We start from the raw sequence: 22,165 nt of genomic DNA on the forward strand, positions 1-22,165 counted from the left end.
GGTCGGCAACGGGCGTCATCGGAGGGTGCGCCGCTGCCGCGTCCTCCCCCACACGTCGCGAAGGTCGGATGGACCACAGGCTCGCTTACCCGCGCGTGCTTCGCGCCCTCAGCACGATTCTTGATGTCGTGCTTGCGGTGCTCGGGCTCGGCATCTGCGTCCTCACCTTCGCCAACGCGGCGCTGAGGGGCTTCGCGGGCTTCGACCTCGCCTGGTCGCTCGAGGTGATCGGGTTCATGCTGCTGTGGGCGACCTTCATCGGAGCGGCGTGCGCGATGGCGCGCGGCGCCCACATGCGGGTGACGGAGATCGTGGCCGCGCTCGTTCCTGCCGCTCTGCAGCGGCCCCTCGCGCTCCTCATCGACGTCGCGGTTGCGGCGCTCCTCCTCGCGCTCACCGTCTACGGTGCCGACATCGCCCTGGCGACGTGGGCGCAACGGAGCACGGTGCTCTACTACCCCATCGGCCTCGGCTACCTCTCCATGCCGGTCGGCATGGCGCTCTGCCTCGTATTCCACCTCGCCAACGCCATCATCGACGCAACCTCACGCGGCGCGGCGGCAAGCGACCTCACCCCGGCGGACGAGGAGACCCGGGAAGGGGTCGGATGATCCTCCTCTTCGTCACGGTCGTCTTCCTCGTCAGCGTGTTCTTGGGCGTCCCGCTCGTCTGGGCCATCCTGATGACGGCGGTCCTGCCGATCCTCGTGTTCGACCTCGGCCATCCGCTCCAGGCGCTGTTCCTCAACTTCATCGGCGGGGTCGAGCCGAACCACTTCATCGCCGTCCCGCTCTTCATCGTGGCTGGCGAACTCATGAGCCGCGGCGGGGTGGGGCTGCGCATCATCGCGTTCGCGCGTGCGGCACTCGGCTTCCTGCCGGGCGGCCTCGGCATGGTGGTCGTCGGCGCGTCGATGCTGTTCGGCGGCATCTCGGGCTCGGCGATCGCCGACTCGGCGGCGATCGGATCGGTCATGATCCCAGCGATGAAGAAGCACGGCTACACGCCGGCCTTCGCGGGGGGCCTCGTCGCCGCGGCCGGGACCATCGGCATCATCATCCCGCCCTCGATCCCCATGCTGATCTACGGCTTCGTCGGCGGGGTCTCGGTGGCGGACCTCTTCATCGCCGGGATCGTGCCGGGCCTGATCTTCGGGCTCTTCTTCATGGCCGTGTGCTACTACGTCGGGAAGACTTCGGGGGCCGATCCCGGCGGCGAGCGCACGTCGCCCACCGAGCTCGGCCGCGCCTTCGTCGCCTCGCTGCCCGCGCTCCTCATGCCGGTCCTCATCCTCGGCGGGATCTTTTCCGGGTTCGTGACGCCGACGGAGGCAGCCTCGCTCGCGGTCGTCTACGGCCTCTTCGTCACCGTGGTCGTCTACCGCGACTTTCGCCTCGCCGACCTGCCGCGCCTCATCATCGATGCCTTCGTGACGAGCGCCGTCGTCATGGTCGTCATCGGGGCGACGACGGTGCTCGGCTGGCTGATCACCCTCGAGCAGATGCCGCAGGTCCTCGTCGCCGCCGTCCAGGCGGTCTCCACCAGCCCGTGGACGTTCCTCCTGTTCGTGAACGTCACGCTGCTCGTCCTGGGGCTCGTCCTCGATCCGGTTCCGGCGATCCTGTTGACCGCCCCGCTCTTCCTGCCCACCGCGATGGCCTACGGCATCGACCCGGTGCACCTTGGCGTCATCATGACTTGCAACGTCGCCGTGGGGCTCTTCACGCCGCCGGTCGGCGCGACGCTCTACGTGGCCTCCCGCATCTCGGGCGTCGGCGTCCTCACGATCGCACGGTCCATGGGCCCGCTCTACGTCGTCGCCATCGCCTCCCTCCTCCTCGTCACCTACGTGCCGTCCGTTTCGGTGGGCGTCGTTCAGCTCCTGCGCTGAGCATCTTGCCGCCGCCGGTGGGACGAACGGATCGCGCAGGAGCGCAGCGTCATCGTACCGCCCGACCCTCGACCGGATAGGCCGGGTCGACGAAGTGGCGAACCGCCGTCGAGCCGGGCGGCACCACGGCGGCGAACGCCGCCTCGTCCTCCGCGGTCCACTCGACGGCAAGGGCGGCGAGGTAGGCTTCGAGCTGCTCCATCGTTCGCGGTCCGACGACGGTGCCCGCGACGCGCTCGTTCGCAAGCACGAACGCGAGTGCGAGGGCGCCGAGGTCCGAGCCACGAGCAGCGGCGTGCTCGGCGAGCCGGGCAGCCGCGGCGAGCGTCTCGGGCTGGAACTCCGTCTCCATGATGCGCTTGTCGCGGCTGCCGGCGCGGCTGCCAGCAGGTGCCTCCGACCCCGGCGCGTACTTGCCGGTGAGCACGCCGCGCGCGATGGGGCTGTAAGGGAAGACGGCGAGCCCCATGTCCGCGCACGCGGGGAGAAGCTCGACCTCGATGGTCCGGTTGAGCGCGTGGTAGAGCGGCTGGCAGACGACGGGGCGGCCGATGCCGGCCTCCTCGCAGTGCCGCACGAGCTGCGCCACCCGCCAAGCCTTGTGGTTCGAGACGCCGACGTGGAGCACCATGCCCTGGCGGACGAGCATCGCGAGGCCGCGTGCCGTCTCCTCCAAGGGCGTCGAGGGGTCCTCCTTGTGGAGGTAGAGGACGTCGAGCCGGTCGGTCCCGAGGCGATCCAGGATCCGCGGGACCTGGCGCAGCATCCAGGCCGGCGACAGGCCGCGGTGGTTATGATCGTCGCCGATGGGGTTCCCGAGCTTGCTCGCGAGGACGACACGGTCGCGCCGACCCTTGAGGATCCGCCCAAGGATCTCCTCCGAGCGTCCCCCGTTGTACGCATCCGCGGTGTCGATGAAGTTCACCCCCGCCTCGAGGGCCCGATCGGTGATGCGGGCGCTGTCCGCCTCGTCGGTCCGGCCGCCGAACATCATGGCGCCGAGGCACAGGCGCGACACGGCGAGGCCGCTGCGCCCGAGCGGGACGAAGGGCATGGTGGTCATCGGCGATCCTCTAGGCTCCGGCACCATAAGTGCATGACCTAGGCGGTCCGGCCAGCCGCGGCGGCGCGTCGAGCCAGCGCGTCGCCCATGACGGCGCGCACGACGTCCCGGTAGACGTCGAGGCGGGCTCGCGCCGCCTCCTGCGCCTTGACGACCTCCGCTCGGAGGCCGTCGCGGTTGGTGAAGCCGCGCTCGACCCGCTCGACGATCGCGTCCGCGGACTCACACCTGCAGTCCGCCACGTGGGGGTACCCGACGGTCCCGAACACGCCGAGGAACTTTCGGCTGTAGGCGATGGGGATCGTCGGGACGCCCGCGGAGAAGGCGGCGATGCAGGCGTGCATGCGCGATCCGCAGAAGAAGTCCATCCCTGCGATGGCCGACTTGGCTGCTTCGGGCGAGCCGTGGACGGGCTCGACCACCACGCCCGGGAACTCCGAGCCCAGCGCCTCACAGACCCGGTGATCGTCCTCCACCGCTGCGCCGAGCGACTTCGGCACGACGACGTGGCTGAACAGGTGCACCGTGCAGTCCCCGCGCGCGGCGAAGCGGCTGATGAGCGCGCGCACGAGCGCCGGGTAGTCCACGGTGAGGCCGAAGCCGCTGTCGCCCGCGCCGTGGTTGAACAGCAGGCCCGACACGTTGATCCCGACCTTGGGAAGGCCGGCGGGGCGCGGCTCGGCGCGCCAGGGGAGCATGAACGCGACGTCCGTCGCCTCGATCAGCCGCACCGCGGGGTCGAGCTCGCGCACGAACGACGTGGACAGGTCGTCACGGGTCACGACGGCGTGGCAGCGCCGCATGACCCTGCGAGCAGCCGCGCGCGACCAACGCCGATCGAACGGCCCCACCGTCTGCGGTGCGAGGACGAGCGGCGTCCCCGCGGCAAGGACCGCGGCCTTCGAGAGCGTCTGGAAGGCGAAGCGCTTGGCGCCGTAAAGGTCCGTGAAGCTGTCGCCGGCGCCGATGTCGAACACCACATCGTAGCCACGCGCCATCGCGTAGAGCCCGTCCCGCACGGCGACGAGCGAGCGCTTGGTGAACGGACGCAGCCGGAGCCGCGGATGCTGGACGTAGGCTGGCAGCGGATCATCCCAGCCCACGACCTCGTAGTCCACCTCGACGCCGAGCTCCTCGCCGACCGCGTCGATCAGAGCGATGTGCGCGATCGTCAGCGCGCCGACGCCGTAGTTCGCCGAGTTGAGCGAGTGCCACAGGAGGCCGACCCTGAGGGGCGAGCCGTCCGCAGGGAGGAGCGTCATTGGAATCTACCTCGATCGACAGCGCCAGCCAACATCATCGAGCTTGCCCGGGCCAGGCCTTCGCGGCGCCACGGCTCGTGTCGGGCAGCTCCTCCCTCAGCCGCCCGCCGGTTTGCCACGGATGGCCACCCCTTGCGCGAGCCAGGGCTCGGCGAGGCCCGCCGAGAACCGGACGAGGCGGCGATGATGAGCGGGGACCCCAAGGCGCGCTTCGTCGGGCGTGAAGCCGGCGTTGCGGAGCCAGCGCCGAGCGCGCGAGGGGCTGACGAAGTGGTAGCGCGTGGCATCGTACCCGCGGCGGACCCGCCCCAAGTCGCCACGTTTGGCAACCCGTAGGAAGCGGCGCACGAACCCGACGGAGCCCGCGTTGTCGAACGACACGATGATGCTGCCTTCCTGCCGCACCAGCGGCCGTAGCCGGTATAGGAGGCCCACGGGGTCGGCGAGGTAGGACAGCACGTTGTTCACGAGGACGGCGTGGTAGCCGTCACTCGCCGCAGCCTCCCGGAGCGCGGCGTCGAGGTCGGCCGGCAGCATGCGCACGCCGCGGCGCTCGGCGGCCGTCGCGATGACCGGATCGAGGGGGATCGCCGATACCGCGTGCCCGGCGGCGACGAGGCGGGCCTCGTTGAGGCCGCGCTCACAGCCGACGGAGAGGATGCTCGACGGCGGCGCGGGCGCAAGCGCGAGAAGCTCCTCGCGCACCGGCTCGGAGTAGTTCTTGTCGAACCGTATGGTGTCGAACGTGGTCCGCGGCTCGATCCAACCTGGGGTGACGTCCGCCCCGACGGCGAGCTGCAACAGGCGAGCGACCTGTGCGTCGACCTCCTCCCGCTCGATGCCGATGCGCCCGAGGTACTTGTCGGCGAGGTGGTGGAGGCAGAATGCGTCGATGTCGCAGATGCCGATCACCTTGCGCAGGCCGCAGCGCGTGTAGGGGTCGGTCGCCGCCGAGACCAGCATGTCGTAGCGGCCCTCGTGGGGCGTCGTCGTATAGCCGCCAGACTGGATGCAACGGCGCAGCTGATCGCGCGTGAGCATGTAGCAGGCGGCGTGATCGTTGGTGTAGTGCGCGTACACCGCGTCGCCGACCTTCGTGATTGAGGTCGGGTCCCAGTGGTAGGCGGCGTGCATCGTGGAGTAGAACGCGCGCCCGTCCGGAGCCACCTCGTAGCGTAGGAAGCCCGCGACGAGGTGGGGTGGTAGCACCGCCGTGGCGTCGAGGAAGGTGCGCACATGCGCCTCGAGGACCTCGGTGTCGTCCTCGCTGTAGATGAAGAGGTCGTAGTCGTCCTGCCGCTCGACGAACAGCGGGCGGTGGGAAAACGGCAGCGACCACGGGTTCGCGCTGGGCAGCCCGACGCGGACCTCGACATCGGGGCCGAAGTCCTTGGGCACGTTCGACAGGACGACGATGGTGACGGGCATCGTGAAGGCGCGGTAGGTGTCGATGAGCCGCTGCACGTGGGCAAGGTTGCCGGTCCCGTAGTTGGCGATGGCAACGAGGATGCGCGGCGCGCGCCCGCCCGTCAGCGGGGCGGCGTCCGTCGCGCGCTCGATCGCAAGGTCCGCCCTGGCTGCTGGCTGCGCGCTCGTGATGGCGTCGTGCACCGTCATTGCGACCGAGCCGTGATGGCGGTGCCGGCGGCCGCCGCAGCGCCGCTCCTGCGTCGAAGCAGCCGCGCCGCGCGCGCGTCGAGCACGGACGGGGCCACGGCCGACAGGGCGAGGAGCGCCGCAGCGCGCAGCGTCGGCCGGACGCCGAGCGAGCTCCTCAGCCATCGGCGGCCGTCGCCGCCGGTCACCGTCGCCCAGACGGACCGATCCGTCATGAGGTGCGCGACGCGGGCCTCGATGCGGCGGCGACGACGAGGGTCGCGGCGGGTGCGCTCCTGCGAAAGGCTGCGCCGGAACGTTGCCATGAGGTTGTCGAGGTTCTCCATGTGCCACTCCGGCGCGTTCGTCTGCGTCAACGCGGAGGGGGAGCGGTCGTCCGGGCGCTCGAGGAGCACGGCACCGAGGATCGCCAACGCGCCGTGGTCGGCGAGCTTGACGAGGAGGTCGACGTCCTCGGTGATGCGCATCGTCGCGTCGAAGCCGCCCACGGCGAGGAGCGCGTCCCGACGCACGATCGCGGTCTGGACGAGGAGGTTGTCCTGACCGCGCCGCTGGGCCAAGCGGTCCATGGGGTCGTCGAGCCGCAGGACGTCGGATCGCACCGCGCCTGCGGCGGCAAGGCGACCGGCCTTGCTGCCGGACCAGCGCCAGTCGGTCAGCGATGCGACGACCGACGGGTCCCTCATGACGGGCACCTGGCGCTCCAGCTTGTCAGCGGCCCACACGTCGTCGGAGTCGAGGAACGCCACCAGCGGTTGGCGAACGAGCGCGATCCCCGCGTTGCGTGCCGCTGCGACGCCCCGGTTGGGCTGCCGGTGGACCCGCACGGCGTCGCCGAACCGCGCGCGCACCATCCCCTCCGTGCCGTCCGTGGAGCCGTCGTCGACGACGACGACCTCGGCCGCCGGCACCGTCTGTGCAAGGACGCTTTCGATGGCGCCGGACACTGGGTGGGCACGGTTGTAGGTGGGGATGACGACACCGACGGTGGCACACTGCACCGGGGACGGCGACGTCGCGCTGGACTTCATCATGCACCCCCGCGTGGCACGCTCGCAACGGATGCCGGCATCACGTTTTGGTGGACGGCCGTCCGAACGAGAAGAGGCGTCGCCGCATGGGGTCGGACTGACCGAACACCACCGTCTCGGCGGCAACGCGCAGGTTCGATACGAGGGCGCGGGAGCGCGAGCGGCTGTAGCTCGCCATCTCCGCGTAGTACCGCCACCTCTCGCCCAGCGGAAGCGCGGTGACGCGGTGCGCGTTCCAACAGGCGTTGAGGTACGCCCAGTCGGGGAACTGCAAGGTCTTCTTTCGGCCCCGGAACCAGTGATTGTAGTCCTGGCTGTTGCGCACGCGGATCACCGATTGCTTGGGATGGCGCATGAGGTTGAACAGCGGCTCGGGCACGATCGCAAAGTCCCCCAGCATCGCGAGCTCGAGCATCAACGAGTTGTCGCCGGCGTAGTGGTTGCCGATGAGGTTGGTGCGGGCAAGGGCGCTGGCCCGGATGAGACCGAACACCTCGTAGCACCGGAAGCCGCGGTAGAGCACGTTCTGAACCCGCTCGAGGCGGGACATTCCCAGCGTGTAGAAGTCCGGCACGAACACCTCCAGCGTCGCGCCGGCTTCGTTGACCACCCGCGTGTGCGAGTGGGCGAGCACGACCTCGGGCTGCCCCGTCAGCTGCGCTAGAACGCGCTCCAGGTAGGTCAGCTCGAGGTAGTCGTCGCCGGCGCACCACTTGAAGTACGGTGCGACGTTCCGCTTGGCGAGAAAGTTGAAGTTGCCCGCGGCGCCGATGTTCGTCGGTTGCCGGTGATAGCTGATCCGCTTGTCGCCGGCCGCGAAGTCCTGGCAGATCTCCGCCGTGCGGTCGTCCGAGCAGTTGTCCGAGATGTGGAGGACGAAGTCCTGATGGGTCTGACCGAGGATCGCCGAGATCGAGCGCTCTAGGAACGGCTCGCCGTTGCGCACCGGCATGGCGAGGCCAACGACGGGGATCGCCATCACGCGCCGCTCCGCACCGACAGCGCCTGCTTCTGCGCGACCGTCGCGCGTCGCGACGCCGCTCCGCGCGACATGCGCCGGATGCGAGCCAGCTGAGCGGCGACGATCTGCCAGTCCCCCGTCCGACGCGCGAGCGCTGCCATCACTGCGCAATATAATGCGCCGCCCACCGCCACCACCGTTCCCACACCAACAATGCCGGGCTCGTGTAGGAACGACTTCATGTAGATCATCGCGCCCATGCTCACCGCCGCAGGAGTCAAACCATACGCGACAACATCGATCAAGAACGTTCGCGGAGCGACGCCCGACAACCTGAGATGCTCAGGCCAAAAGTAGACGAGCTGTGGCACGATGATCGTGATGACAAGGCAGGCCGCCATGGTCACCGCGTCCAAGCCGATCGTTTGATGAAATATATAGGCAATCAGTAGGCCGATCGTGCTGCAGGCCAGCACCGCGAGGTTGATGTCGCGTACCTTCCCCCGAGCGATGGCCAGCGTGTACATGATACCCGTCGGCTGGGCGAAGGGGAACGTCGCCATGAACAATATGATGACTGGCCCGGCCCCGTCGTAGTCGCTGCTGAATACGATCCTCACGATGTCGTGGGCGAACAGCGCCAGCGCACCGACCGGAAGGAGCGCGAGCCACAGCTCGTATCGCCCCGTGCGGCACACCGCGTCCGCCAGGCGTTCCTGATCGTCGAGGGCGTGCATCGCGATCAGCGCCGGCTGCATGGGTTGGCGCGCGACGAGGAGGATGTTCTGGAGCTGCTGGAAGAGCGTGATGCCGAGGAAGTAGTTGATGACGTCGACCGGCGAGCCGACGAGGTTGAGGATCACCGTGCCGGCCGTCGAGTAGAAGATCATCGCCGCCCGACCCACCGTCGTCCAGAACCCGAACGTCGCCAGCCCTAAGGCGGTCGATCTGTCGAACAGCGCCATCCGCAGAGTGAGCTCGGGCACGAAGGCGCGCGAGCGGATGGTCGTCGCCAGCGTGAAGGCAAGGTCGGACACCACAGCGGCGACGACGACGAACACCACCGAGGGTGCGACGCCGACGAGCAGCGCGTAGAGCACGGCGAGCTTCAGCACCGCCTTGCCGAGCTCCAGCAGGCTGAGCTCCACGAAGCGCTGCTTGATGAGGTAGCCCGCGGTGAACGGCAGCGCGAGGACTGCAGGCTGAAGGAGATCGCGAGGAGCACCGTCATCCATCGCGCCTCGGCGACCATCCCCGGCGCCACGTTGAGGAAGCTCTCGACGTGGAACGCGAACAGCGTGCCGAGGAGGACGAACGTCAGCGCCAGCGCGAACACGAAGGGAAAGATCGAGGAGGTGATGCGCGTCACATGCTCGAAGTCGCTCCGCGCGTAGGCCTCCACCGCGTTGCGGTTGAGGCCGCCGGTCAGGAACGAGAAGAAGAAGGGTGGGATGACGACGAGCGCCATGATCACTGGGTAGACCGACAGCTCCGCCGGCGGGATGCGCTCCAGGAGGTACTGGAACGACCAGATGATGATGGTGACGTTGAGCAGCCGTGCGGCGACCTTGCTGCCGGCGTTGAGCGCCATCAGGCCGCCGTCCACGGCGACGTGCTTGTGCTCGACGGTGGAGAACGGGCCGCGCCCCACCGGAACGTCAGCCACCGGCGCCGCCTGGGTGAGGGGTGGGGTCGAGGGTGATGGAACCGGCGCCGGTGCAGGCGTCGGCACCGTGCTCGACGCGCGGCCGGTCATGGCACGCGTGGCGCGCGCCAAAGCCGCTGGACCGATGGACCACGAGCGCGCGCTCAACGCATCATCTCCGCCCGTTGGAGCGGTCCCGGCAGAGGGGCGTCACCCGAGCCGGAAAACACTCTGCACCATGAAAACGAAGCATCCCGTGCGAGCCGAAGATGGCTCGGGTTGCCCCGGCGACGGCACGACGCGCAGGGAGCGATCGACTGCTCCGCGCACGCTGCCACGTTCGGAAGTCGTGTTGGTCGACGCGCTCAGACCGTGAGGTCGTCCATGAAGACGAGGCTTGCCCTGAGGTCGTCCTCGCTGGCGCCGGCGAACACGGCGAGCAGCTCGCGCGACTGCTCGCCAGGCACGTCGCGGTAGATCGCCGACCCGTCGCCGCCGGCGATCGACGAGGGGGCGTCGGCGATGACGTAGTCGTCCTCGCTGCCGGCGAGCTCCACGCGGTCGACGCCGGGCTCGAAGTCCCACACGAAGGCGAAGTCGTCCTCGCCGAGGAGCGCGCCGTCGCCGTCGTCGTAGTAGTCCCCCGCCGCATCGCCGAGAACGAACGTGTCGGCGCCACCCTTGCCTCGAAACACGTCCACCTCGCCGACCGCCGGCCGTGCGTCGCTGACCAGGCGGTCGCCCCTGGCCCCGCCGACCACGATGTCGTCGCCTGCGATCTCGCGCACGGTGAGGTCGTTGAACGTGACGTCGAAGTAGTGCGCGTTGAGATAGATGCCTCCGGTGGCCGGCGCCTCGTCGATGGCGAACCTCTCGACCCCCTCGAGCGTCCACCCGTTCGGCTCCGTGGTACCGACCTCCCATGCCTTGAGGCTGTACTTTCGGTCGTAGAGCCCGACCTGCTCCACGCGCACGACGAACTCGTAGGTCTTGCCGGCGGCGAACGGGAAGTAGGTGTTGTCCAGCTTGGTGTCGAAGTCGTGGAACGACGTCAACTTGAAATTGTTGCCGGTCGAGAAGAACGTCGCGCCTGGCTCCCAGCCGGACTTCGGCTGCGTGCCTGAGACCGGCTCGTCGGTGTGGCCGTTCCACAGCATGCCGAACGCCCAGCCACCGCCGTCGCGGCCGCGCGGATCCTCGTTGGTCACGTCGTGCATGGTGACGGTGGTGCGCAGCTCGTAGTTGTCCCATGCCTCGTCGCCGAGCGTCAGCACGCGGTCGTAGCCAAGGTCCACCGGACGCACGCCTCCGCCGGACTTCTCCCACGTGCCGTCCACGATCTGGACGACGGTTTGCAGGTCGCTCACGTTGGACCAGTCGATGTCGATGTTCCGCGGGTACGCGCGGCCGTCCTCGTAGTCGATCGTCACGTCGCGGGTGGCGACGCCGTCGCCGTAGTCCGCCTTGATGGTGACGACGTCGTCGCGGCTCGTCCGGTCGAGCTCGGCGTAGGCGATGTCGATGTTGAAGTCGCCGTTGTCGTGCAGGCGCCGCGTGTCCGGGCCGACGGACAGGGCACGGTCCGCGCCGCCGTTGAGGCTGTAGGACAGCGACACGAGCCCATCGGTGACGACGTTGCCGAGGACGTTGATCCAGTCCTGCGACTCGCCAGGGACGCCGAAGGTCTGCGTGTCGCCGTACCACACGTCGATGATCTCGCCGACCTCGACGGTGACGGTGGCCTTGTCCGTCGTGTTGCCGTCGCTCACCGTGTAGGTGAAGGTCGCGTCGCCGTCGAACCCCGACGGCGGCGTGTACGTCAGCGTGCCATCGCCGTTGTCGGTCAGCCGGCCCGAGCTCGGCGCGGTGAACGAGACGAGGCTCAGCGCATCACCGTCCTCGTCGGTGTCGTTGGCGAGGAGGTCCCGCTCGACGTCGATGATGAGGGCCTGGTCGACGTTGGTGAGCAGGGTGTCGTCGCGCGCGACCGGCGGACCCTCGAACGCAGGGTCGTCGACGAAGGGCTCGCCCACGACCTTCACGTAGTCCACCTTGGCCGAGTACGCCGGGGCGTTGTGCGCGGTCGCTGCGAAGACGCCGACCGCCGTCACCGTCATGGGCTCGGTCACGCTCGTGAGCGTCGTCCACTTGGACCCGTCGCTCGAGTACTGCAGCGTGAACGCGTCGTCCTCGCGGGTGACGCGCATGTAGTTGGGCGCGCTCGCCGCGCGCTGCATCGCCACCATGCGCGGCGCGCCGTCGTCGGTGATGCCGGAGAAGACCTGGAGCGACGAGCCGTTCCAGTGCGCATCGAAGCGCAGCCACGTGTCGGCGTCCTCCTGGACGAGGATGCCCTGCATCTGGGTGCGCGCCGACGGCATCGAGTTGAACTTCGCCTCGATGGCGAAGTCGGTGTCGTTGACCGCCTGCAGGTAGCGCGGCGCGTCGTTGCTGCGCCACACGTCGTGGGTCCCCGAGGGGACCGAGAGGGTGAGGATGCCCTCGCCGTCGACGCGACCCTCCGTCGCCGAGCCCACGGGACCGGCGAAGAACCAGTCGGTGCCCTCGACCGTTCCGGTGAAGTCGTCGGAGACGAACCCGAACGGCTCGTTGACGGTGAGCTGCACGGTGCCGCTCGCAGTCCCGTTGCCGTCGGTCACGGTGAAGCGGAAGCTGTCGGGGCCGACGTAGCCGTCGGCGCTGGTGTAGGTCAGCGTCCCGTCGCCGTTGTCGACGACCGTGCCCTGCGCCGGGTCGCCAACCGACACGAGCGTGACGGGATCACCCTCGGGGTCGCTGTAGAGCTCGTCCACCGCGATGGTGATGGAGCGACCGGACACGAGCTCGTAGCGCGGCGCCACGGTGGCATCCTCGCCGTCGATGGGGTCGGACGCGGTCTCGAACCAGTCGATCTTGGAGACGAAGCCCGCGACGTTGCCCTGATAGACGTTGCTGCCGGCGAACGGGCCCACCGAGGTGGGCGTGATGTCGGTGGTCAACGTCTTCTGGGAGGTCCAGGTGACGCCGTCGCCGGAGGTCTGGAAGGTGAGGACGTCGCCCTCGCGCAGGACCTTGAGGTACTCGATCTCGCCCGGCTTGATGGACTTGAACAGCTCGAGCTTGCGACGGCCATCGTCGACGGTGCCCACGATGAGGCGCAGCCCGATGTCGGTGTAGGCGACATCGAACCTTATCCACCGGCTGGAGTCCTCGATGATGAGGAGGCCGTGCTCCTGGAACGGGGTCGTCGGCTCGTTGAGGAACCGGATGGCGATCTCGAAGTCCTCGTCCGCGACGTCCTGGAGGAGGCGCGGCGTGGTGAGCGCGCCGTAGGCGTCCACCGCGACGCCCTCGGGCGAGGCGATCTCGAGGTAGCCTTCGGGCGTGTCCGTGCGGGTCGCCGCGCTTCCGACGATGCCCTCGTAGCGCCAGCCCCCGCCGAGCGCGGCTCCGGCGAAGTCGTCGGAGAACAATCCGTCCCGCCACTCGCGCGAGCCCACAGTGACCGTGGCCGTCGCCTCCGCCGTGGCCGTGCCGTCGCTGACGCGGTAGGTGAAGGTGTCGGTGCCGTTGTAGCCGGCGGCCGGCTCGTAGCGCAGCCGCCCGCCGCCGAGGTCGGTCAGCGTGCCGGACCGGGGCTGGCTGAACGAGGCGAGCTGCAGCGCGTCGCCGTCCGCGTCGGCGTCGTTGGCGAACAGGTCCGCCGCGACGTCGATGATGAGGGCTTGGCCGGGCTCGGTGGCGAGCTCGTCGTCCCGTGCCGTCGGCGGCGTGTTGCCGGGCGGAGGCGGTGGGGGCGCACCGGCGTCCTCATCGACGATGGGGTCGGAGCCCAACTCGAACCAGTCGACCTGAGCGATGAAGCCGGTGGACTTGCCGAGGTTGCCGCCGAAGACGCCGGCCTCGGCGACGGACGTCGCGTGGCGGAAGGTGGCGACGCTCGTCCAGTTCGTGCCGTCGGCCGACGTCGACACCGTCCAGTCGTCGCCCGCCCGGGCGAGCCGCAGGTGCTCCGCCGACGCCGCGGTGATGACCTTGTTGAGCTTGATCGAGGAGGCGCCGCCCTGGGTCACCGCGGCGAACACGTAGAGCTTGGAGCCGTCGGAGTAGACGTCGGCGCGCACCCAGCCGCCGCTGTCGTCCATCACCAGGAGGCCCTGCATCTCGAAGCGCTCGTTGGGCGTCGAGATGAAGCGGGCCGACAACGTGAAGTCGCCGTCGTCGATGGCGCGCAGCACGCGGGCGGCGTCGGTGCTCCTCTGCCACATGTCGTAGTTGCCGTCGGGCGTGACGAGCTCGAGGACGCGGTCGGAGCCCACCGTGGCGATGCGGTGGGACGCGCCGGCCGCGCCCGCGAACGACCAGTCGGAGGACAGCGCCGCGGCGGCGAAGTCGTCCGAGCCCGTCGTCGGCCCGGTCGGCTCGGTCGGCTCCGTGGGTCCCGTCGGCCCGTCCGGCGCCTCGACGGTGAGGCGCACGGTAGCGGTCGTCTCCGCCTCGCCGTCGGTCACCGTGTAGGTGAAGCTGTCCGGGCCGCTGTAGCCGTTCGCCGGCACGTAGCGCAGCGTCCCGTCCCCGGCGTCGGTGAGGACGCCGTTCGCCGGCTGGCTGATGCGCACGAGGGTCAGCCCGTCGCCGTCGGGATCGCTGTCGTTGGCGGTGAGGTCGGCGAGCGCGATCGAGTTCGCGGCGTCCCCGGCGACGGTGAGGGCATCGTCCGCCGCGTCGGGGTCGCGGTCCGGCGGCGGCGCGCCCACCGAGCCGTCCTCATCGACGATCGGGTCGCCCGCCACCTCGAACCAATCGACCTCGGCGGTGAAGCCATCCGAGCCTGCGATGTTGCCAGCGAAAACGCCCACCTCCGACACCGTCATCGCATGGCGGAAGCTGCCGCCGGCGACCCAGGTGCTGCCGTCCGTCGAGTAGGACGCGGTGAAGTCGTCGCCCGAGCGCGTCAGGCGGACGTAGGGCACGACCGTCGTCGGGAGCGCGACGTTGAGCTTGACGGACGTCGAGCCGTCCACCGTCGTCGCTGCGAAGAGGTAGAGCTTGTTGCCGTCCGAGTAGGTGTCGGCGCGAACCCAGCCGCCGTCCGGCGAGGACACCATGATGCCCTGCATCTCGAAGCCCTGGGTGGGCGTTGACAGGAACTTGGTCGTCAGCGTGAAGTCGCCGTCGTCGATGGCCTGCATCGCCCGCGGCACGCCCTTCTTCGACTGCCATAGGTCGTAGTGCCCGTCCGGGCTGATCAGCCTAAGGACGCCGTCCTCACCGCGCGTCCCCATCGCGTAGGACGAGCCGGACTTGCCGGAGAACGACCACTGCGAGCCGAGCGCGGCGGAGGAGAAGTCGTCCGAGCGAGCGGTAGGGTTGGCCATCAATACACCTTTTGCGCGAGCTGCCGGGCTAGGACCGGCCAGCCTCGCGGTTCCAACGGGGAGCGAGTGAAAGGTCGACGGAGCCCAGCATTCCAAGCATCCGCCGGGCGCGGTAGAGTCGGATGCGCACCAGGCAGGCGATCGCGCGCACGCGGTCCAGCGGTGAGGCGAGGCGGGGGGTCAAAGCGACCTCCCCTGCGGACACGAGCGGCGAGGCCGCCACGGCCGCGGCACGCGCCGACCAGGCAAGCCGGCCGCTGCGACGGGCGACGACGTCAGCGTAGTCGTGGTGGATCTGACGGTCCCACTTGCGGGCGAGCTCGGCGAACGTCGGCCGAGGGGGGTGGAAGACCACCATGTCCGCGCGATAGCGAATGGCGTGCCCGAGCGCGGTGGCGCGACGGCCCCAATCGCGATCCTCCGCCCGACCGATGCCGCAGAACGGCCCCACCCGGTCGAACACTTCGCGACGCACCGCGAGGTTCCCGGTCCCGGTGAAGCCCTGCTTGGCAATGTACTTGTCCATGCGGTAGGCGAAGACCTGCTCGTAGGCGGCAACCTGGCGCGACACCGCCGCGGACGTCGCGATCCGCACGTCCCCACCGACGACCTGCGTGTCCGGGTCCTCGAACGCCCGCGCCACGGCCGCGAGCCAGCCGCCGCCTGGGATGCAGTCGGCGTCGATGAAGGCGAGGATGGTGCCCGTGGCGTGGGCGACGCCGAGGTTGCGCGCGAGGCCGGGTCCCGGCGCAGGCTCGGCGAGGAGGGTCACCCCCGGGACCTCGGCGCACACCGCCTCGGGCAAACGGGTCGACCCGTTGTCGACGACGATGAGGTCGGCAAGGTCCACCTCGCCGCGCTGCGCGTGGAGCGCGGCGAGGCACCGCCGGAGGTCATCCTCCTGGTTGAGGTGTGGGATGACCACACTGATCGACGACGTTCGTGCCATGGTACCCCTCGCCGGACTGACGGTGTCCTCCGTGCCGACCTAACGCCTCAAGCTGTCGCCTCCCCGACTTCGCCACCCCCACGCGCCCGCCGGGGCGGTCAGCTCCGAGGGTGCCTTCGGCGGCGAGTGGCTCAGCGGCCCGACGCCGGTGACGCCTCGCGCCCGGCAAGGCGCGGCAGCGACCACCCGCGCGCCACCCCCGCGTCGCGGCGTCGCGACCGCGGGCCGACGATGGCGCCGTGCAGCGCGTCGGTGAGGCGCGCGTCGGCGAACGGGCTGATCGTCGGCTCCGCCGCGCTCGCCGCGCGAATGGAAAGGCGCGTCATCACCTCGTGAAGGTCCGCGGCCTCGAAGGCCGCGGTGATGCCCGGCTTGTCGCTGAACCGCTCGACGGTGGCGAGCTGGTGGTCGTTGCGCTGCTCCAGCAGGGCGGCGCGGCGTGGGAAGATCACCAGCGGCGTCGATACGCTGAGCGCGGTGATGATGGACCCCATCCCGGCGTGCGCCACCGCGAACGGCGCCTCCCGGAAGCGCCGGCGGTACTCGTGCGGACCGAGGTGGGCCGCCCACTCGAAGTGACGGGGACGGTAGCCGTCCTGACCGGGCTCGGGGATCTGCCCGAACACCGCGGCGGCGGGGTTGGCCGCGGCCCACTCGTCGACGGCCTCGACCAAGCGGTCGAACGGCTGATGCGTGCCAAGGGTGAGAAAGATCATACCACCGCTCCCCAGTATTGCGGGCCGTTCGCGCGGGCGAGGTCCTCCCACTGGGTCAACCAGACGTCCGCATGGCGGCCGATGCGCTGACCCGAGAGGGACAGCTCGCTCGCGTTGGCGATGCTGTCGACCCAGATGGTCCTGATGCCCAGAAGACGGGCGATGCGCAGCGCGAAGTACCCGGGTGCCGCTCCGGTCGAGACGACGACGTCGGGCCGCGCGCGGACGACGACGAGGGCGATCTGCAGCAGCGAGCGCAGGAGGCGCAGCTTCTGCCAGCGGTTGGCCTCGACGACGACCCGGTACTGGGGCTCCGCCTCGCCCCGCTCGCGCGCGTCGGCGATCACCTCGTCGCGGAAGTCGGGGGTCGTCGTGGCGTAGGTCACCGCGCAGCCCGTCCAGGACTTGCGCATGCGGAAGAGCTGCACCCAATGCCCCCCGCCGGACGCCACCGCCAGTACTCGAACACGCTTCGCCATCGGTCCTCGTTCCTCGAAGGTTGTCGCGTCGGTCGGTTCGCAGGCCTACGCCAGGGCCTCACGCTCGGCGCGCGCGACCGACGACGTAGCCGGGACGCGCTCGAGGCGGGCTGGCCGCGCCTCGGTCGCCGTGGGGCGCACGACAAGACGCAACGGGGTCAGGAGCATCAGCTTGACGTCGAGGGCGAGGCTGCGCCGAGCCACGTACTCGAGGTCGAGCGCGGTGCGCCGCGCGATGTTGTTGACCGAGCTCACCTCACCGCGGAAGCCCATGGTCTGCGCCAGCCCGGTCATGCCAGGCTTCACCGCGAAGCGCAGGTCGTAATCCGGGCATAGCTGCGCGAACTGCTGATCGTGCAGCACCGCGTGCGGCCGAGGGCCGACGAGTGACATCTCGCCCCTGAGGACGTTGATGAGCTGCGGCAGCTCGTCGATGCAGGTCCGCCGCAAGAGCGCGCCGACCCGGGTGACCCGCGCGTCGCGCCGGGTGGCCTGCTGCACCTCGCCGCCGTTCTCCATGACGACCATGGTGCGCAGCTTGATGCACTGGAACGGGCGACGGAACCGACCGCCGCGCTGCTGGAAGAAGAAGCAGGGTCCCCCGGTCTCGGCCTTGATGGCCAGCATGGCGACGACGAGGATCGGCAGCGCGAAAACAAGCATCAGCGTTGCAACGACGATGTCGCGCACGCGATAGGCTACGTCGCCGCCTGCGTCGCACCCGTCAAGCAACTCCACGCTGCAATTCGCACGCGGCAACCGAAGCCCGCGCTCGGAATCACAATCGACCGTCAGTTGTAGATCCATCGCCAACGCAGAACCCCAGCGGTTTGTCCGGAAGCCCGCCCACAGCCTTGCAAAACCTTGGGCAGACTTGTGGCAAACTTGTTAACCGTGCGGCGTTTTACGTTGGATTGAAGGTCGTCGTCAACAGCATTTGAAGTTTATTTTGTCAACACACGAACCCTGCGTTACCTAGCATTGACTAAAAGTTTCGTAGTTCAGGTTCACACAACACAAAATTGTGACGGCGCTACGGTTCGCCGCCGCCTCTTGTGCGAGTTTCGCCGGATTGGTTCCTAAAGAATGACAGCTTTATCAACTCCGTAACGAAAGTTGATCCGATGGACCGAGGGCAAGATCGGCCAGCGCCCTTGGATAAGGCTAAGGAAAGTCCTGAAAAAGGCTAAACCGTGGCATGCGACGCCGCCTCCTCCTGCAGCCTACCGAATACTTGTACGTCGAGCCGCATCGAACAGCCCGTCACCGGGCGTCGCGGTAGAACCGCCCCTGCCCCGCGTGGCTCAGCCAACGCACTTGTCGCGCGGGGGATGGCTTGCCGCCCAAGGGATGCTTGCCGCGCGACGGGCCTTTACCCGACTGACTTGGATGCCCGGTGTGCCGCAAGGAGAGGGCTGCGCCATCGCGTAGCACCATCGCGTAGCTCCATCGTCCATGCCCGTCCGGCCGTCGCCGACGCCCATGTCCTCAGGGGTCGGTTCGCAGGTCCTCAGGATCGGCGCGCTTGTACCCGAGCGAGGCAGCGAGGAGCCGGCGCGTGTAGTCGTGCCGTGGACGCATGGCACGCATGTCCTCCACCGACATGACCTCCACGATGCGCCCCTCGCTCATCACCGCGATGCGGCTGCACATGTGCCCGACCACGGCGAGGTCGTGGCTGACCATGAGGTAGGTGAGCCCGCGCTCGGCGCGCAGGTCCGAAAGAAGGTTCAGGATCTCCGCCTGCACCGACACGTCGAGCGCGGAGGTCGGCTCGTCGAGGAGCAGGATCGACGGCTCGGGCGCCAGCGCGCGGGCGATCGCCACGCGTTGGCGCTGCCCGCCGGAGAGCTGGTGCGGGTAGCGGAAGCGGAAGGACGGCCCCAGCCCGACCTGCTCCAGGAGTTCCGGAATGCGGCGGTTGGTGTCGCGGACGCCGTGCAGGTGCAGCGTCTCCGTCAGCACGGTGTCCACCGAGTGGCGCGGGTGGAGCGAGGCGTAGGGATCCTGGAAGACCATCTGCACGGTGGCGTAGAACGCGCGGTCGCGGCGCGGGCCGAGCCGCCGTCCGTTCACCTCGAGCGTGCCCGACCACGTGGGTGCGAGGCCGGTGATCGCGCGCAGCACGGTGGACTTGCCCGAGCCCGACTCGCCGACGAGCCCGAAGGAGTGCCCCTCCTCGACGGTGAACGTCGCGCCGCGGACCGCGTCGACCCGGTCCTCACCCTCGCCGAACCACACGTCGAGGTCGTCCACCACGAGCGCGCTCACGCCCGCGCCTCCACCGAGGGCGCCTCGTGCCAGGCGGGGTCCCGCTCCAGGACCTTCAGGCGCTCGGCCGGAGCCTCGAGCCGTGGCAGCGAGCCGATCAGGCCTTGTGTGTAGGGGTGGCTCGCGTCGTGCAGCCGGTCCGCACGCAGCGCCTCCACGATGCGGCCCGCGTACATGATGAGGACGCGGTCGCAGAACGAGGCGACGAGGTTGAGGTCGTGGCTGATGAAGATGAGCCCCATCCCGCGCTCGCTGACCAGGCGGTCCATGATCGAAAGCACCTGCGCCTGGACGGAGACGTCGAGCGCCGAGGTGGGCTCGTCCGCGATCAGGATGTCCGGCTCGGGGATCAGCATCATCGCGATCATGATGCGCTGACCCATGCCGCCGGAGACCTCGTGGGGGTAGGCGCGCAGCACGCGCTCGGGGCTGCGGATCGACACTGCCTCCAGCATGGCGATCGCCTTCTGCCTCGCGTCCGAGCGCGACCCGCCGTGCAGGCGGTAGGCCTCGACGATCTGGTCGCCCACCGTCATCACCGGGTTCAGCGAGAACTTCGGGTCCTGCATCACCATGGAGATGCGCTCCCCGCGGACGCGGCGCATCGCGCGCTCCGACTTGCCGAGGAGGTCCTCGCCGACGAGCATGATGTGGTCGGCGACGACGCGACCGGGCGGACGGATGAGCCGCAGGATGGCCCGGCCGGTCATCGACTTGCCCGAGCCCGACTCACCGACGATGCCGAGGCGCTCGCGCCCGAGCGTGAAGGAGGTGCCGCGCACCGCCTCGAACGTTCCCGTCCGCGTCGGGAACGTCACCGTGAGGTTCTTCACGTCGAGGAGGGGTGCGCTGCTCACGACTTGGTGTCCCGCGGGTCGAGCACGTCGCGCAGGCCGTCGCCGAGCAGATTGAACGCCAGGCTGACGATGAAGATCGCGGCGCCGGGCATCGCGGCGACCCACCAGTGGTCCAAGATGAAGCGGCGGCCCTCGGAGATCATCGCGCCCCACTCCGGCGACGGCGGCTGCGCTCCGAGGCCGAGGAAGCCGAGCCCCGCTGCGACGAGGATGATGCCCGCCATGTCGAGCGTCACCCGCACGATGACCGAGGACACGCACAGCGGCCAGATGTGGCGGGTGACGATGCGCACCGGCCCCGCACCCTGCAGGCGGATGGCGCTGATGAAGTCCGAGTTGCGGATGGTCAGCGTCTCGGCGCGCGCGATGCGGGCGTAGGGTGGCCACGCGGTGACGGCGATGGCGAGGATCGCGTTCTCGATCCCCGTGCCGAGCGCGGCGACGAAGGCGAGGGCGAGGACGAGGCGAGGGAAGGCGAGGAAGATGTCCGTGATGCGCATGAGGAGCGCGTCCACGAAGCCCCCCGCGTAGCCCGCAAGCGTGCCGACGATGAGCCCAAGGGGCGCCGCGATGACGGCGACCAGGACGACGATCAGCAACGTGATGCGCGAGCCGTAGAGCAGGCGCGAGAGGATGTCGCGGCCGAGGGAGTCGGTGCCGAGGGGGTGCCCCGTTGCTCCGATGGGCTGGAGGCGGTTGCTGAGGTCCTGGGCGAAGGGATCGTGCGGCGCGATCCATGGCGCGACGACCGCCACGACGACCAGCGCAATGAGGATGCCGAGCCCGATCATCGCGAGCCCGTTGGCGCGGAAGGCGAGCCAGCCGCCGTAGGCGGACGCCATCCGCGCGTGCGCGCGTGAGGTCGGCGTGTCGGTGAGGAGCCACGTCCGCCACGACGTCGCCGCGGCCGCCTCGGCCTGGGTCGAGGGCCCGGCTGCGGTCGCCGGGGCTTCCGGCGCCGCGGGCGACGCCGGACCCGGCGCGGTCGGGGTGCGAGCGGTGCGGTCCGTCATCGCGCCCTCGGATCGAAGTAGCGGTAGAGCAGGTCGGCGAACAGGTTGAGGCCGACGAACACCACGCCGACGACGATGGTCCCGCCGAGCACAGCGTTGAGGTCGGCCGAGAGGAGTGCCGTCGCGATGTAGTTCCCGATGCCGGGCCAGGCGAAGATGATCTCCGTCAGCACCGAGCCCTCCAGGAGCGCCGCATAGGACAGCGCGATGACCGTGATGAGCTGCACCCGGATGTTGCGGAACGCGTGTCCCCAGATGACACGCCACTCCGGCGCGCCCTTCACCCGGGCCGTGGTGATGTACTCCGCCGACATCTGCTCCAGCATGAATGAGCGCGTCATGCGGCTGATGTAGGCGAGGGAGTAGTACCCAAGCAGCGAGGCGGGCAGGATGATGTGGCTGACCGCATCCCAGAACACCCCCCAGTTGTCGGCGATGATCGCGTCGACCAGGATGAGGCCGGTCACCGTCGGTACAAGGTCCATGTAGAAGATCGAGACGCGCCCTGGACCTGCGACCCAGCCGAGGGTCCCGTAGAACAGGTTGAGCCCGAGCAGGCCGAGCCAGAAGATGGGTGCCGAATAGCCGACCAGCGCGAGGACCCGGGCGACCTGGTCGACCGCCGAGCCGCGCTGCACCGCAGCCAGCACGCCTAACGGGACGCCGACGACGACGCCGATGAGCGTCCCGAGCGTCGCAAGCTCGAGCGTCGCGGGGAAGACACGGGCGATGTCCTCGATGACCGGACGCGCGGTGGTGAGCGAGCGGCCGAAGTCTCCGGTGAGGACGTCGCCGAGGTAGTACAGGAACTGGACGATGACGGGCTGGTCGAGGCCCATCTCGCGGTAGACCTGGTCGTAGGTGGACTGGCTGGCCCGTTCGCCGACGACCGCGAGGACCGGGTCGATGGGCATCAGCCGCCCGATCACGAAGGTGACGAACAGGAGCCCGAGAAGCGTGACGAGGATCGTCCCGAGCGTCGAGGCGAGCTTCAGGCTCCAAGGCGGAAGGGGCATGCGCCCCCTCCGTCGA

General features: G+C 69.3%; 17 protein-coding genes. 2 read left to right on the forward strand and 15 right to left on the reverse strand.

All coding sequences use genetic code 11. The annotated features are described in order from the left end of the window. The first annotated feature begins 68 nt into the window (after positions 1 to 68). Complete coding sequence (locus ACOOE8_RS06060) at positions 69 to 611, forward strand: TRAP transporter small permease (RefSeq protein ID WP_420393946.1); 543 nt, start codon at positions 69 to 71, stop codon at positions 609 to 611. Further along, the gene (locus ACOOE8_RS06065) at positions 608 to 1,891 is read left to right on the forward strand and encodes a TRAP transporter large permease (RefSeq protein WP_420393947.1); all 1,284 of its coding nucleotides are present in this window, start codon (positions 608 to 610) and stop codon (positions 1,889 to 1,891) included. The genes ACOOE8_RS06060 and ACOOE8_RS06065 overlap by 4 nt, the downstream gene beginning before the upstream one ends. A gap of 49 nt (positions 1,892 to 1,940) precedes the next feature. On the opposite strand, the gene ACOOE8_RS06070 is transcribed toward ACOOE8_RS06065, so the two are convergent. The 15 genes from ACOOE8_RS06070 to ACOOE8_RS06140 all read right to left on the reverse strand — a co-directional run bounded on the left by ACOOE8_RS06070 (position 1,941) and on the right by ACOOE8_RS06140 (position 22,149). After that, complete coding sequence (locus ACOOE8_RS06070) at positions 1,941 to 2,945, reverse strand: aldo/keto reductase (RefSeq protein WP_420394638.1); 1,005 nt, start codon at positions 2,943 to 2,945, stop codon at positions 1,941 to 1,943. 47 nt (positions 2,946 to 2,992) lie between these two features. Next, entirely contained in the window at positions 2,993 to 4,216 is a 1,224-nt protein-coding gene (locus ACOOE8_RS06075; RefSeq protein ID WP_420393948.1) for a polysaccharide pyruvyl transferase family protein, read from the reverse strand. Between the two features lie 96 nt (positions 4,217 to 4,312). After that, positions 4,313 to 5,827, reverse strand: a complete 1,515-nt coding sequence (locus ACOOE8_RS06080; protein ID WP_420393949.1) for a class I SAM-dependent methyltransferase — start codon at positions 5,825 to 5,827, stop codon at positions 4,313 to 4,315. Positions 5,828 to 5,829: 2 nt separating this feature from the next. Next, positions 5,830 to 6,867, reverse strand: a complete 1,038-nt coding sequence (locus ACOOE8_RS06085) for a glycosyltransferase family 2 protein (protein ID WP_420393950.1) — start codon at positions 6,865 to 6,867, stop codon at positions 5,830 to 5,832. Between the two features lie 37 nt (positions 6,868 to 6,904). Continuing rightward, the gene (locus tag ACOOE8_RS06090; RefSeq protein WP_420394639.1) at positions 6,905 to 7,843 is read right to left on the reverse strand and encodes a glycosyltransferase family A protein; all 939 of its coding nucleotides are present in this window, start codon (positions 7,841 to 7,843) and stop codon (positions 6,905 to 6,907) included. Then, the gene (locus tag ACOOE8_RS06095) at positions 7,843 to 9,060 is read right to left on the reverse strand and encodes a lipopolysaccharide biosynthesis protein (protein ID WP_420393951.1); all 1,218 of its coding nucleotides are present in this window, start codon (positions 9,058 to 9,060) and stop codon (positions 7,843 to 7,845) included. The genes ACOOE8_RS06090 and ACOOE8_RS06095 overlap by 1 nt, the downstream gene beginning before the upstream one ends. A gap of 775 nt (positions 9,061 to 9,835) precedes the next feature. Beyond that, positions 9,836 to 14,848: a cadherin-like domain-containing protein gene (locus tag ACOOE8_RS06100; RefSeq protein WP_420393952.1), complete on the reverse strand. Its 5,013-nt coding sequence runs from the start codon at positions 14,846 to 14,848 to the stop codon at positions 9,836 to 9,838. Positions 14,849 to 14,876: 28 nt separating this feature from the next. Then, on the reverse strand, positions 14,877 to 15,797 hold the full coding sequence (locus tag ACOOE8_RS06105; protein WP_420393953.1) for a glycosyltransferase: 921 nt from the start codon (positions 15,795 to 15,797) through the stop codon (positions 14,877 to 14,879). 131 nt (positions 15,798 to 15,928) lie between these two features. Further along, complete coding sequence (locus ACOOE8_RS06110; protein ID WP_420393954.1) at positions 15,929 to 16,513, reverse strand: hypothetical protein; 585 nt, start codon at positions 16,511 to 16,513, stop codon at positions 15,929 to 15,931. After that, the gene (locus tag ACOOE8_RS06115) at positions 16,510 to 16,992 is read right to left on the reverse strand and encodes a hypothetical protein (RefSeq protein ID WP_420393955.1); all 483 of its coding nucleotides are present in this window, start codon (positions 16,990 to 16,992) and stop codon (positions 16,510 to 16,512) included. Before ACOOE8_RS06115 ends, ACOOE8_RS06110 begins: the two co-directional genes overlap by 4 nt. A 45-nt stretch (positions 16,993 to 17,037) precedes the next feature. After that, positions 17,038 to 17,730 (reverse strand): sugar transferase, encoded by a 693-nt coding sequence (locus ACOOE8_RS06120; protein ID WP_420393956.1) that lies wholly within the window; start codon positions 17,728 to 17,730, stop codon positions 17,038 to 17,040. A 750-nt stretch (positions 17,731 to 18,480) separates the two neighbouring features. Beyond that, positions 18,481 to 19,263, reverse strand: coding sequence for an ABC transporter ATP-binding protein (locus ACOOE8_RS06125; RefSeq protein ID WP_420393957.1), 783 nt, complete (start codon positions 19,261 to 19,263; stop codon positions 18,481 to 18,483). Then, positions 19,260 to 20,120, reverse strand: coding sequence for an ABC transporter ATP-binding protein (locus tag ACOOE8_RS06130; RefSeq protein WP_420393958.1), 861 nt, complete (start codon positions 20,118 to 20,120; stop codon positions 19,260 to 19,262). Before ACOOE8_RS06130 ends, ACOOE8_RS06125 begins: the two co-directional genes overlap by 4 nt. Beyond that, positions 20,117 to 20,962 carry a nickel transporter permease gene (gene nikC / locus ACOOE8_RS06135; protein ID WP_420394640.1) on the reverse strand — a complete coding sequence of 282 codons (846 nt, stop codon included), beginning with the start codon at positions 20,960 to 20,962 and terminating at the stop codon, positions 20,117 to 20,119. Before nikC ends, ACOOE8_RS06130 begins: the two co-directional genes overlap by 4 nt. A gap of 167 nt (positions 20,963 to 21,129) precedes the next feature. After that, on the reverse strand, positions 21,130 to 22,149 hold the full coding sequence (locus ACOOE8_RS06140; RefSeq protein WP_420393959.1) for an ABC transporter permease: 1,020 nt from the start codon (positions 22,147 to 22,149) through the stop codon (positions 21,130 to 21,132). Between the last annotated feature and the right edge of the window lie 16 nt (positions 22,150 to 22,165).

It is taken from the genome of Acuticoccus sp. (assembly GCF_965213555.1).
Classification (GTDB): domain Bacteria; phylum Pseudomonadota; class Alphaproteobacteria; order Rhizobiales; family Amorphaceae; genus Acuticoccus.